Raw genomic sequence first — 12,640 nt, 5'->3', positions numbered from 1 at the left:
CATGCCCATGGATTTCTCTGGTTTATTGCGCCGTCTGCTGACCGACAGCCATATCTACTTCGCCCTCAAGGTGCTGCTGGCCATCCTGGGGCTGCTCGCCTTCGCCCTGGCCACCGGTGACATCCAGCTCACCGTGCTGCTCTCCCTCGGGGTAGTGGCGGGGGCCATCGCCGAGACAGATGACAGCCTGTGGGGCCGGGTCAAGAACCTCGCCATGACGCTGGTCTGTTTCCTGTTTGCCTCCCTGTGCGTGCAGTACCTCTTCCCCACCCCCTGGCTGTTTGCCCTGGGGCTCGCGGGTTCCACCTTCATCTTCGTGATGGTGGGGGCGCTCGGGCAACGTTACGCCACCATCAGCTTCGGCTCCCTGCTCATCGCCATCTACACCATGCTGGGGGCCGCCAAGGCGCCGGATCTCTTCTACCAGCCGCTGGCGCTCGGTGCCGGCGCCCTCTGGTACGGCCTGGTGTCGCTGGTCTGGCTCTGGCTGCTGCCCTACAAGACACTGCACGAGCAGCTCGCCCAGAGCTATTTCGCCCTCGGCCGCTACCTGCTGGAAAAGTCCCGCTTCTTCCCGGCCAACGAGCACGGCGCCCAGGCCATTCGCCACAACCTGGCCCAGCTCAACATCAACCTGGTCAATGCCCTGAATCTGACCAAGACGGCGCTCAATGCCCGCCTCAGTACCCGCCATCAGGCGGCGCCCGAGCTGGCCGGCCTGCTGCGGCTCTACCTGCTGGCGCTGGAGATCCAGGAGCGGGCCACCTCCAGTCACTACCCCTACAGCAAGCTGGAAGCGGAGCTCAAGCAGGGCATCGTCCTCGACGGCTTCCAGGAGGTGTTCCTGCAGCTCTCGGAGGCGTGCCAGCGGCTCGGTTACGCCATCCTGGTGCACAAGCCCTATGCCCATCACAAGCGCATCCACTGGACCCTGGAGGCCCTTGGCGACCAGCTGGAGTTCACCCATCTCAAGCAGCACTATCCCAAGACCCTGCTGACGCCGATGAAGTTCCTGCGCCGCAACCTCGCCAGCATCAACGAGCTGCTGGCGAGCGCCGAGGAGCTGCAAAACCCCGCCGCACCGCCCGCCAGCCTGCCGCCTCTGGCGCGGCCGGTCGCCCTGCCCCTGCTGACCCTGCTCAAGCAGCACCTGACCCCGGACTCCATGGTGTTTCGCCACGCCCTGCGACTGTCGCTGGGGCTGGTGGTGGGTTACGGCATACTGCAGGCGTTCAGTCTGGACAAGGGCTACTGGATACTGCTGACGGTGCTGTTCGTCTGCCAGCCGAGCTACAGCGCCACCCGGCGCCGCCTGGTGCAGCGGATGCTCGGCACCTTCGCCGGCATCTTGATAGGCGTGCCCGTGCTCTGGCTCTTCCCCGAGCTGCACCTGCAACTGGGGATCATGGGGCTGGCCGCCTTCCTGTTCTTCACCCAGGTGCGCAGCAACTACAGCGCCGCCGTCTGCTTCATCACCCTCTACGTGCTGATGGCGTTCAACCTGCTGGATGGCATCGGCTTCGCCATCCTGGGGCCGCGCCTGCTCGATACCCTGCTCGGCTGCCTGCTCTCCTATGCCCTGGTGGCCTGGCTCTGGCCGGACTGGCAATACAAGCGGCTGCCGACCCTGATTGCCAACTCCCTCTCCGCCAACGCCCGCTACCTGTCGGCGGTACTCGCCAGCCTGCACCGCCAGCGCGACGAGTCCCTCGACTACCGGGTGGCCCGCAAGTGTGCTCACCTCGCCGACAGCGAGCTGGCCATGGCCTGGCAGAGCATGCTGGTGGAGCCGAGCAAGCGCCGCCGCTTCCTCGATCTCTGCTTCACCCTCACCTGGCGCAACCACGCCCTGCTCTCCTACATCTCGGCGCTGGGGGCCCATCGTGACAGGCTGGAGCCCATCGAGGGCCTTGACGAGATCAGCCGCCACATCAGCCATACCCTGGAGCGGGCCGCCGGCCATCTGGCGGGGGAGATGCCGGCCCGGCTCGAGGGATCATGCCCGGCCATCGCCCCGGACAGCAGCGAGGAGCAGCTGATGCTGACCCAGCAGCTCAATCTCATCAGCCAGTTGGCGGACGAGTTGCTGATGCTGGCCAACGACGGCCATCTACTCACCCGGCAAGGCAACGCCTGACGGGCGAAGAAAGGCACCAGTACAGCGAGCGCTCACCGGGCGGGGCGACGACCCTGCCCGGTGAATTGTGCGCCTGAGCCGGTTGCTCGCCGAAGATCAAGGCGCTACCATGCCCGCCCAATCCCGACAGCCCGAGGAGCCTCCATGTCAGAGCACCCGTCCGAACACCATCAGCTGCATTTCAACGGCCAACTCATCGAGACCGATGCCAAGGGCTATCTGCGCCACAGCGAAGAGTGGAGCGAGGCACTGGCGCTGGTATTGGCCGAGCAGGAGGGCATAGTGCTGGAGGAGCCGCACTGGGAAGTGGTGCGCTTCGTGCGGGCCTTCTATCTGGAGTTCAACACCTCCCCCGCCATCCGCGCCCTGGTCAAGGCGATGGAGAAACAATACGGCCCCGAGAAGGGCAACAGCCGCTACCTCTACAAGCTGTTCCCCGAGGGACCTGCCAAGCAGGCCACCAAGATCGCCGGCCTGCCCAAGCCGGTGAAGTGCATCTAAAGAGCTGCCCCGCGCCTCGCTGAGAGACCATCAACAAATACCAAAAAAATACCGCGCCCATCTGTGAAATGAGGCGCGGTATTTTTTATTCGGCGTTCGTCAAACCCCCATCAGGGGTTGTAGGCCACCACAGAGCCGCTCAGCCCCGTCATCTGGCTTATCCTGCTCTGCATGCCCTGCAGCTTGGCCTTGGAGACATCCGGCCCGATAAAGACCCGGTTGATCTGCCCCTGCACCGGCGTTCTCGGCGAGGTCTGGGCCGAGTAGCCGGCCGCCCGCAGCTTGCCCACCAGGGCATTGACGCTGTCAGCATTCTTGAAGGCACCAAGCTGCAGGATCCAGCTGCCCTGGGCCGGGGCCGCCGCCGCGGGTGCCGGGGTGGCCGCCTGGGTCGTCATCTTGCTCGCGATGAGATCGTCCATGGACTTGATCTGGCCCGCCTGCGGCTTGCTCTCCACCGGCTTCTTCACCTCGACCGGCTTGGGGGGCACCGGCTTGGGCTTGGGTTGCTCCACCGGTTTCTTGGCCACCACCTCGGGCTTGGGCACGGCTTTGGGCTCAGGCTTGGCCGCAGCCTGGGTCGCTGGCTGTGCCTGGGCGGCAGCAGAGGCCTGATTGGCGGCCAGGGTCACCGTATCCCCGATCTCTTCCACCTGCCACTGGGTGGCGGCAGAGGCCTGCTGCTGGCTCGCCAGGTGATCGGCCGGCAGGGTACTGGCGGCAGAGACCTGCAAGGCGGGCTTGGCGGGCTCAAGCTCGGGGCGCAGCGGGATCTTGGCAAACGCCTCTTCCTTCTGCTCCAGCTTGTTGCCGTCCATCAGATCCGGCAAAAAGATGACAACCAGGGCGACCAGGATGACGGTCCCCACCAATCTATTTTGAAACTTCGAAGCCAAGTTAATTTCCACCCATGTTACTTAGACTCAACGGCCTGCAATCGTGCGGACATCCACGATGAACGGTCCCCAGCAGCCATGCTATTTTGCAACCTCGCAGCCAAGTTAATTTCCACCCATGTTGCTTAGATCCTGCTGCTTTTTATGGACAACGATGATGGCCGGATTCATCAGGCCGGCTGCCCGGCCAGCACGTCTGCGACAGTGTAAAACGAACCAAAGACGATGACCATATCATCAGGACTCGATGCGGCCAGGGCAGCCCGATAAGCCGCGCTCACGCCATCAAAGGTCGCCGCCGGGCCCTGCCCGTCCCCGAGAGCGGCGGCAAGCTGCTCTGCCGTCGCGGCGCGCGGACCCGTGAGACTTGCCAGAAACCACTGGTCGATGAGGCCATCGAGCTCGGCCAGCGACCCTGCCATGTCCTTGTCTTTCAGCATGCCCACCACGGCGCGGCGCTTGCCCTTGCAGGGGATCTGGCGCAGCTGGCTCGCCAGATAGGCAGCCGAATGGGGATTGTGGGCCACATCGACGATGACGAGCGGATCGCTTTGCAGCCGCTGCATCCGCCCCGCCAGCCGGGCATTGGCCAGCCCGTCACGGATGGCAGACTCAGGCAGTGGTAAGCCGAGGGACTCCAGCGCCGCCAGCACGGTGACCGCGTTCATCAGCGGCAGGGCCGGTTTGGGCAGCCCCAGCCAGTGGTTCAGGCCATGGTAATCCCAGTCTGCATCGTGCTCATCGCCGTGGAAGTCGCGGCCGACCTGACGCAGACAGGCTCCAAGGCGCGCCGCTTCGCTGGCGATGGTGACCGGCGGGTTGGGCTCGCCGCTGATGGCGGGTTTGCCCGCCCGATACACCCCGGCCTTCTCCACCGCTACCGCTTCGCGGGTATCACCCAGCCAGTCGCAGTGATCCAGCGCAATGGAGGTGATCATGGCCACATCGGACTCCACCACATTGGTGGCGTCGAGCCGGCCGCCCAGCCCCACTTCCAGCAGCAGCACATCGGGGGCGGCGCGGCAGAAGAGCCACAGGCCCGCCAGGGTGGCGAACTCGAAGAAGGTAAGGGCAATCTCGCCACGGGCGGCTTCCACCTCGGCAAAGGCGGCGCAGTGCTCGCTGTCACAGAGCTCGGCCCCGTCGATACGCACCCGCTCGGTAAAGCGCAGCAGGTGCGGCGAGGAGTAGACACCCACCTGGTAACCGGCGGCCATCAGTATGCTGGCGGCCATGGCGCAGGAGGAACCCTTGCCGTTGGTGCCCGCCACAGTAATCACCTTGAACGGCAACTGGGTGAGGCCCATGCGCCGGGCAACGGCGCCGACCCGCTCCAGCCCCATGTCGATGTTGACCGGGTGGATCTGTTCCAAATAAGAAAGCCAGTCGACCAGCGACCGGCTTTGAGATTGTTGCATGTGCGAACTCATGTTCAGTCTTCGATGACCTGAGTGTTCATCAGCTTGGCCAGCAGGCCAGCCAGACGGTTGCGCATTTCGCGCCTGTCGATGATGAGATCGATGGCACCTTTCTCCAGCAGGAACTCGGAGCGCTGGAAGCCTTCCGGCAGCTTCTCGCGCACTGTCTGCTCGATGACGCGGGGACCGGCGAAGCCGATCAGCGCCTTGGGCTCGCCCACGTTGATGTCACCCAGCATGGCCAGACTGGCGGAGACGCCCCCCATGGTGGGGTCGGTCAGCACAGAGATGAAGGGCAGGCCCGCCTTGGTGAGGCGATCGAGCGCCGCACTGGTCTTGGCCATCTGCATCAGGGAGAAGAGCGCCTCCTGCATCCGCGCCCCACCTGAGGTGGAGAAGCAGACCAGGCCGCGGCCTTCCTTGATGCACTCCTCGACGGCGCGCACGAAGCGGGCACCGACCACGGAGGACATGGAGCCACCGATGAAGGAGAACTCGAATGAACAGGCGACGACCGGCACCCCCTTGAGGGTCCCCTTCATCACCACCAGCGCATCTTTTTCTCCCGTCTCTTTCTGAGCGGCAGACAAACGATCCTTGTAGCGCTTGGAATCCTTGAATTTCAAGATGTCCTGCGGCTCCAGCTCGGCACCGACTTCGGTGCGGCCCTGCTCGTCGAGGAAGCTCTCGAGGCGGGCGCGGGCGCTGATCCGCATATGATGATCACACTTGGGGCACACTTCGAGATTGCGCTCCAGTTCTGCCCGGTAGAGCACCTGTTCGCAAGCGGTACACTTGGTCCACACCCCTTCCGGAATGTTGTGACGACGCGGTGTAGTGATCTTGCTCTTGGGAAGGATCTTCTCAAGCCAGCTCATGGAATTCCTTAATGCTTTTGTGCCTGACAAAACGCATCGGGCCTTGATTGTTCAATGACTTACGGCTCGATGGCAATAAATGACGGATCATTAAACCACAAATTTTCGGGCCCAGTTACTAAAAACTGGTCGTACCCGGTGCCGAGTCCGGCAGCCACAGCGGGCCGAGCGGCAACTGCGGCAGGGCAAACTCTGCCGGGTAGTCCACGTCCACCAGATAAAGCCCCCCCGCCTTGGCGGTCGGCCCCGCCAGATTGCGATCCTTTGCCGCCAGCACCTCGGCTATCCACTCCACCGGTTTGAGGCCCTGCCCCACCAGCAGCAGGGAGCCGGTGATGTTGCGCACCATATGGTGCAGGAAGGCGTTGGCCTTGATGTCGAGCACTATGTAGGGGCCGGAGCGGCTGACGCACAGGTGGGTCACGTTGCGCCAGGGGGTGTTGGACTGACAGGCGATGGCGCGGAAGGTGCTGAAGTCGTGCTCACCCAGCAGGCTCTGGCCCGCCTGGTGCATCAGGTCGGCGTCTATGGTCTCGTGGTAGTGGCTGACGCCGCTGCCGAGAATGGCCGGGCGGAAGTTATGGTTGTAGATGACATAACGGTAGCGACGGGCGGTGGCGCTGAAGCGGGCGTGGAAGTTCTCGTCCACCTCCTTGACCCAGCGCACGGCGATGTCCGGCGGCAGGTTGGAGTTGAGCCCCAGGGTCCAGGCCCCCTCGGCGCGGCTGGCCTCGGTATCGAAGTGGATCACCTGGCCGGTGGCGTGCACCCCGGCATCGGTACGACCGGCGCACTGGATGGAGACGGGGTGGTTGGCGATGCGGCTGAGGGCTTTTTCCAGTTCGGCCTGCACGCTGATCACTTCGCGCTGACGCTGCCAGCCGAAATACCGGCTGCCGTCGTATTCAATACCTAGGGCAATTCGCATGGATGAATCTTGTCTTGTGGGGAAAGGATGAAAGAAACGGGCCGGATTATACGCCCTTGGGCCCAAAAGTCCCAGTTCGGGCCGGCATCCCGTGCCAGCGACCTGGATGAAAGAGGGCAGCCCGCGGGCTGCCCTCTGTGTTCATCACCGGCAAAGGGGATCACCCCAGGCGCCTGAGCAGCTTCTCGGCTTCGCTGCGCTGGTGCTCGCTGCCCTGGGCCGCCGCCTCTTGCAGCAGCTCGCGGGCGCTCTCCTTGTCGTCGATCTCGAGGTAGGCCCGGGCCAGATCCAGCTTGGCCCCCACCCCGCCGTCATCGGCATCCACATCGAACCCGGTGGACTCCGGCAACACCTCGGGGAAGCCATCCAGCCCCACGTCCAGGGAGAAGCCCTGATAGGGCTCCTGCTCCGTGCTGCTGGCGTTGGCCTCGGCCAGGAGTTTGTCTATCTCCACGTAGTCGTTCGCCTGCGCCTGCTCACGGGGCTTCAGATCGCCCTGATGGGGCTCCGCCTCGGTGAAGGCATCCTCGAAGTCCGCCAGGGCCAGCTCGTTGGGATCCCAGGCCGGCGCCGCCGGCTTGGTGGGCTCAAGCCCGAGTTCGGCCAGCATGTCATCGATATCATCCTTGCCATAGGCGTCGTCGCCCCGGGCGTCGGTGGCAGGCTCGTGGAAGTCGGTCTCGAGATCGCTGAGATCAAACTTGGCGAGCGCCCCATCGCGCTGGCTTCTGCTCTGCGCCTGCGCCTGACTGAGATCGGCCTCGAGATCGGCATCCAGCTCGGCGAACAGGGCCGCTTGCAGCTCCTCCTCGCTCATGATCTCGTCGTTGGCCCGGGCCCTGGTCTCGGACTCGCCGGAGAGATCGAGCTCGGGGGCCCGGGGCAGCTCGAAGCCTCCGTCGAGAGCCAGGTCCAGCTCGGGCACCAGATCCGGATCCCGGTTGGCCGTCGTCACCGCGGGCTCCACATCGAAGGCGGACAGGGACATCTCGTCATCGCTGAAGACGACGTCCGTCGGGGCATTGGCCCCCTCCTGACTGCCATTGCCAGCCGGCTCATTGAGATCCGCCATGGGGTGCATGGGCTCGTCATCGGCGATGCCGACCGTCATCAGCTGATCAAACTCGCTGCTCTCCTCCCCCATCACCATGGAGGTTGACTCCGACAGGCTCTTCTCCTGCTCTTCCAGCTCGCGGCGGGCGCGGGCCCGCAGCCAGAGCGTCACCAGCGCCAGCACCAGCAGCACGGGCAGCAGGATGATCATGGCGAGGTTCAGCGGCGAGGCGAGCAGCTCCATCACCCAGTTCTGCTTGGGTTCGGGGGCCACCACGGGCGGCACCGGCTTGGCCTTGAGCTCCGCCACCTCTTTTTGCAGCGCGGTCTGATCCTGCAACTGGGCCTTGAGGGTCTCCACCTCTTCGGTCAGGGACTGCAGGCGCAGCTTGAGCCTGTGGTTCATCTCGGTGACCTGACCGAGCTGGGCGTTGGCATCTTCCAGCGCCAGCGCCATCTCGGTGGAGGGCTTGCCCACCACGGTCGCGGCACTGACCGGCAAGGGGGCCGGGGCAGCGGTTGGTGCGGCGGCACTCGCCGCCGGTTCGACCGCCTTGGCGATCGCCGTCACCTCGGTCGCCGCCTGGGGCGCGCTCACCTTGGGGGCGGTCGGAAGGGGGGCCGCCTTGGCCACGACCTTGACCGGCGCGCTGGCCGCCGGTTTGGTCGCCACCGGATGGGGCTGCTTCTCGGCCAGGTATTTGGGGCTCAGCCCCTTCCAGCTGGCGTTGTCGCTGTTGAAGCGGCGGCGGGCCTCGGCGTCCGTGATGCGGCCCGCCTCGGCGGCGCTTGGCAGCAGAATGCGGGATCCCACCAAAATGTGGTTGATGTTGCCGTCGGCAAAGCTCTTGGGATTCTTGTCATAGATCGCCACCATGGTCTGGTAGACGGTCACCCGGTTGGAGGGGCGATGCTTGCTCGCCAGGCTCCAGAGGGTATCGGTAGAACGGACAGGGCCATAGCTGCCCGCCGCCGCGCTGGGCGCCTGACGCACTGTGGGCTGAGCCCTGGGAGCCGGCTGGGCCGGTGCCACGGGCTGGGCCTGAGGCTGAACGACAGGAGGCGCGGCACCGTCCGGGCCCTTGAGCTCGACAAAGAAAGGCTCTCGCCCCGCCTCATCGGCCTGAGCCGTGCCCAGAAGACCCAATGCGAGTAGCGTTGCCAGCGTTATGCGGGAATGTCCCATATTCGTTCCTTCGTATGATGGCCCTATCACATTGAAAAATCTGGATAGTTACCCCAAAACAATCGGCTCAATATAAATCAGCCGCCGGTCTCAAGCCAGCAATCCGACATATTTCCCGTCCGGCGTCTATCAGGCGCGAACCCGATCCAGGCCAGATGTGAGTCCCAGACGTGAACCCGAGTGTAGAAAAAAACCTAGTCCACTGATATCACGCGACATTCTTAAAACTGGAGAGTGCGCCCCCGGTCACATCCCGGGACCCTGGCTCATCTCCTCGGGCGGGGCTCCCTCCCCGCCACTGGCCGCAAGACGGCCTCAGAGGTAGTCGCGCACCAGCAGCTCGGCAATCTGCACGCTGTTGGTCGCCGCGCCCTTACGAACGTTATCGGCCACGATCCACATATTGATACCGCTCGGGTGAGAAATATCCTGGCGCACCCGGCCAACCAGCACCTCGTCCTTGCCGGTGGCGTCGCGCACCGGGGTCGGGTAGTCCGCATCGTCGTCAAACAGGGTGACGCCGGGGGCATTGCGCAGCAGCTCCTTGACCTGCTCGGCGTCCAGCGGCTGGTGCAGCTCGACGTGGACCGCCTCGGCGTGCCCGTAGAAGACAGGCACCCGCACGCAGGTGGGGTTCACGGCTATGCTGGCATCCCCCAGGATCTTCTGGGTCTCCCACACCATCTTCATCTCTTCGCGGGTGTAACCGTTGTCGGTGAAGCTGTCGATCTGCGGAATGAGGTTGAAGGCGATCTGCTGCGGATAGATAGTCGGCTCCACCGGACGGCCATTGAGCAGATGGGCGGTCTGGCCCGCCAGCTCGCTCACCCCTTCCTTGCCGGAGCCGGAGACGGACTGGTAGGTCGCCACGTTGATGCGGGCTATGCCCACCTCGTCCTGCAGGGGCTTGAGGGCAACCAGCATCTGTATGGTGGAGCAGTTGGGGTTGGCGATGATATTGCGGTTGCGAAAATCCGCCAGGGCATCCGGGTTCACTTCCGGGATCACCAGGGGGATGTCTTCGTCGTAACGGAAGCAGGAGGTGTTGTCGATGACGATGCAGCCCTGCTCGGCCGCGATGGGCGCCCACTTGGCAGAGACCTCGGCCCCGGCGGAGAAGAGCGCGATCTGCACCTGGCTCCAGTCAAACTCCTCGACATCCTTGATCTCGATGTTCTTGCCGCCAAAGCGCACGGTGTCACCGGCGCTGCGGCTGGAGGCCAGGGGATAGAGGGTGGCGACCGGGAAGGCACGCTCCTCCAGGATCTCGATCATGGCCTGACCCACGGCGCCGCTTGCACCCAGTACCGCTACGTTGAATTGTTGACTCACTGATGTTCTCTCCTGTGTATTGCCCGCCGATGAGGCCGACCGGGTCGGCATCAGGGGTGGCAAGCGTGATCTGTCTGATGGTCGGCCGGCTGGGTGCCGGGCCGAGACGGGTGACCCCGATCTGGTGATCGAAGCCCCCCGCATGAATTCCGGTTTATTGTTGCGAGATGGCAAAGCCCAGCCGGGCCAGCCTGTCGCAGGCGAAGGGGCCGCTGACCTGCAAGGAGGAGAGCTCACGCCGCTCCGGGTAGTCCTTGCGCTGCCCATCGAAGCTGCCGGGCAGCCCGATCCGGTTGCGAAAACGGGCATCGTCCCGGCGCACGTCATAGATGAGGTGGACCAGCTTCTTGATCAACCCCTGATCGGCGCTCTGACCCGGCGTCAGCTCGCGCACCTCGGGGGCGGGCAGCAGGGATTGCAGATCCTGGCGTGGCACGCGCCCCAACTGCTGGCAGAGCGCCTGATAGAGCATCCAGGTGCCGCGGGCCTTACCCTCCAGGCTGTAGCCGGCGATGTGCGGGGTCGCGAGCTCGGTATGGGGCACCAGGGCGGCGAGCGGCTCAGGCTCTCCTTCCCACACATCCATCACCAGCCGCAATGGCTCGTCACCCAACTGACGGGCGAGCAGGGCCTGGTTGTCCCACACCTCCCCCCGGGAGGCATTGATAAGGAACTGGCCCCCGGGCAGCGCGGCTATCTCCCGCTCCCCCAGCAGGTGGAAGGTGGCATCCTGCCCCTCGCGGGTCAGGGGCACATGGAAGCTGACGATATCGGCCCCAAGGGCCGTCTGATAATCGACAAAACCCGCACCGCCCTCAGTGCGTGCCCGCGGCGGATCGCAGCGCAGCACCTTCATGCCGAGCGCCTCTGCCTTGCCCGCCACGCACTCCCCCGTGTTGCCGGCGCCGATGACGGCGAGGCTCATTCGATCGAGGCTGAGCTCATGGCGCTCCGCCAGCAACAGCAGGGCCGAGAGCACATAGTCGCCCACCGAATACTTGTTGCAGCCGGGGGCGCTGAAGAAGGGGATGCCCCGCTCGGCCAGGAGAGCGGTGTCGATGTGATCCGTGCCTATGGTGGCGGTGCCGACGAAAGCCAGCCGCGGGCAGCTGGCGAGCAGCCCGGCATCGACCCGGGTCACCGAGCGCACCAGCAGCACGTCGGCATCCTGCAGATCCGCCGCCCCTATCTGCCGTCCGGGCAGGGGGACGACCTCGCCAAACTCGGCAAACAGCTCGCAGGCATGGGGCATATTTTCATCAACGACGATCTTCATCGGCTCTCTTCTCATCCACAACCGGCCACAGGCGCGCCATTCTAGCCCAAGCGGGCCGAATTTTCAGAGACTTGTTCTCGGGCTGTCGTGGGCAAAGAGTGCGCCGCTCTCTTAGGGCGACAGGGAGCCAGGGCGTCGAAGCGGGTTCCCGGGCATCCACAGATGGAGCGTCGCACTCATATGTAACAACATGTTGCCCTCGCGCCCCCTGGCTTGACCAGGGGGGACGGGCTGGCACAATGACGCCTCTTTATCATCCGCCCTGTCATGTGCACCTGTTACGAGCCCTCTCATGCTGACTCATGCCTCTTCGTTGCCACGCCGCCGGGTGCTTGGTTTCAACGCCATACTGCTGCTGCCGCTGCTGCTGCTCGTCTGCCTGCCCTGGCAGCCCTTCATGACGGGTGCCCTGCAATCGGACTGGCTCTGGTGGCCCTATGCCCTCACCCGCATGGTGGACCTGCCCGGCCTTGCCATCACCATCGCCGCCTTGCTGCTGCTGACCCGACACAAGCTGACGCTCGGCCACACCGCCCTGCTGGCCCTCGCGGGCGCCCTCTTTGCCGCGCTCGCGAGCGACTGGATCATCAAGAGCCTCATCAAGCAGCTGACCGAGGAGCCAAGGCCCTATCTGCTCTGGCTGGAGAGTCAGGAGCTTATCCCCGCCATCCGCCAGTTCTATGCCGGCAGCAGTGCGCTTCGCAGCGAACAGGTCCACGCCGCGACCCAGTTGCTGGCGCTGCCTGCCTGGCTCGGCCACCACTGGCAGACGGAGGTGAACTACGCCTTCCCCTCCGGCCACAGCATAGCCGCCATGAGCCTGGCCCAGTTCTTCGGGCTGATCTGGCTGGCCCGGGCCCCCGCCGGGGTCTGGCTGCTGCCGCTCTGGGCCATCGGCATCGGCCTGTCGCGCGCCCTGATCGGCATGCACTGGCCCCTGGACGTGCTGGCGAGCGCCCTGCTTGGCAGCCTCACCGCCCTCGTCGCCGCCCGCTGGTGGCTGCACCGCTACTGATCTCCCAGATGAAAAAACGG

General features: G+C 64.7%; 10 protein-coding genes. 3 read left to right on the top strand and 7 right to left on the bottom strand.

The window, feature by feature from the left end; translation table 11 throughout:
• Window position 1 precedes the first annotated feature (1 nt).
• The gene (yccS, locus tag ACB030_RS16655) at window positions 2-2,137 is read left to right on the top strand and encodes a YccS family putative transporter (RefSeq protein ID WP_371161314.1); all 2,136 of its coding nucleotides are present in this window, start codon (window positions 2-4) and stop codon (window positions 2,135-2,137) included.
• A gap of 144 nt (window positions 2,138-2,281) precedes the next feature.
• Window positions 2,282-2,638 carry a TusE/DsrC/DsvC family sulfur relay protein gene (locus tag ACB030_RS16650; RefSeq protein ID WP_043132186.1) on the top strand — a complete coding sequence of 119 codons (357 nt, stop codon included), beginning with the start codon at window positions 2,282-2,284 and terminating at the stop codon, window positions 2,636-2,638.
• A gap of 110 nt (window positions 2,639-2,748) precedes the next feature.
• Here the strand turns inward: ACB030_RS16650 and dedD are convergent, their stop codons facing one another.
• From dedD to ACB030_RS16615, 7 genes are all read right to left on the bottom strand, one after another.
• Window positions 2,749-3,534 carry a cell division protein DedD gene (gene dedD, locus ACB030_RS16645; protein WP_371161312.1) on the bottom strand — a complete coding sequence of 262 codons (786 nt, stop codon included), beginning with the start codon at window positions 3,532-3,534 and terminating at the stop codon, window positions 2,749-2,751.
• Window positions 3,535-3,704: 170 nt separating this feature from the next.
• Window positions 3,705-4,964: a bifunctional tetrahydrofolate synthase/dihydrofolate synthase gene (gene folC, locus ACB030_RS16640; protein WP_371161310.1), complete on the bottom strand. Its 1,260-nt coding sequence runs from the start codon at window positions 4,962-4,964 to the stop codon at window positions 3,705-3,707.
• A 2-nt stretch (window positions 4,965-4,966) separates the two neighbouring features.
• A complete protein-coding gene (accD, locus tag ACB030_RS16635) occupies window positions 4,967-5,830 on the bottom strand; it encodes an acetyl-CoA carboxylase, carboxyltransferase subunit beta (RefSeq protein ID WP_025327347.1) in 864 nt (287 codons plus the stop codon).
• A 118-nt stretch (window positions 5,831-5,948) separates the two neighbouring features.
• Window positions 5,949-6,758, bottom strand: coding sequence for a tRNA pseudouridine(38-40) synthase TruA (truA, locus tag ACB030_RS16630; protein ID WP_205641980.1), 810 nt, complete (start codon window positions 6,756-6,758; stop codon window positions 5,949-5,951).
• 160 nt (window positions 6,759-6,918) lie between these two features.
• The gene (locus tag ACB030_RS16625) at window positions 6,919-8,997 is read right to left on the bottom strand and encodes a FimV/HubP family polar landmark protein (protein ID WP_371161307.1); all 2,079 of its coding nucleotides are present in this window, start codon (window positions 8,995-8,997) and stop codon (window positions 6,919-6,921) included.
• A gap of 315 nt (window positions 8,998-9,312) precedes the next feature.
• Window positions 9,313-10,329 (bottom strand): aspartate-semialdehyde dehydrogenase, encoded by a 1,017-nt coding sequence (locus ACB030_RS16620; protein ID WP_139439503.1) that lies wholly within the window; start codon window positions 10,327-10,329, stop codon window positions 9,313-9,315.
• Window positions 10,330-10,483: 154 nt separating this feature from the next.
• A complete protein-coding gene (locus tag ACB030_RS16615; protein WP_371161304.1) occupies window positions 10,484-11,605 on the bottom strand; it encodes a 4-phosphoerythronate dehydrogenase in 1,122 nt (373 codons plus the stop codon).
• A gap of 292 nt (window positions 11,606-11,897) precedes the next feature.
• On the opposite strand from ACB030_RS16615, the gene ACB030_RS16610 reads away from it, so the two are divergent.
• On the top strand, window positions 11,898-12,620 hold the full coding sequence (locus ACB030_RS16610; RefSeq protein WP_371161302.1) for a phosphatase PAP2 family protein: 723 nt from the start codon (window positions 11,898-11,900) through the stop codon (window positions 12,618-12,620).
• Window positions 12,621-12,640: the final 20 nt, after the last annotated feature.

This window comes from Aeromonas sp. S16(2024) (assembly GCF_041403065.1).
GTDB lineage: Bacteria > Pseudomonadota > Gammaproteobacteria > Enterobacterales > Aeromonadaceae > Aeromonas.
Note: the sequence above shows the minus strand (reverse complement) of the source record. Positions and strands in the feature narration are given on the sequence as shown.

What these genes read in the sequence shown, in the direction of transcription:
- accD (WP_025327347.1), bottom strand. Translation starts at nt 5,830, where the DNA reads ATGAGCTGGCTTGAGAAGATCCTTCCCAAGAGCAAGATCACTACACCG.
- folC (WP_371161310.1), bottom strand. Translation starts at nt 4,964, where the DNA reads ATGAGTTCGCACATGCAACAATCTCAAAGCCGGTCGCTGGTCGACTGG.
- yccS (WP_371161314.1), top strand. Translation starts at nt 2, where the DNA reads ATGCCCATGGATTTCTCTGGTTTATTGCGCCGTCTGCTGACCGACAGC.
- truA (WP_205641980.1), bottom strand. Translation starts at nt 6,758, where the DNA reads ATGCGAATTGCCCTAGGTATTGAATACGACGGCAGCCGGTATTTCGGC.
- ACB030_RS16615 (WP_371161304.1), bottom strand. Translation starts at nt 11,605, where the DNA reads ATGAAGATCGTCGTTGATGAAAATATGCCCCATGCCTGCGAGCTGTTT.
- ACB030_RS16650 (WP_043132186.1), top strand. Translation starts at nt 2,282, where the DNA reads ATGTCAGAGCACCCGTCCGAACACCATCAGCTGCATTTCAACGGCCAA.
- ACB030_RS16625 (WP_371161307.1), bottom strand. Translation starts at nt 8,997, where the DNA reads ATGGGACATTCCCGCATAACGCTGGCAACGCTACTCGCATTGGGTCTT.
- ACB030_RS16610 (WP_371161302.1), top strand. Translation starts at nt 11,898, where the DNA reads ATGCTGACTCATGCCTCTTCGTTGCCACGCCGCCGGGTGCTTGGTTTC.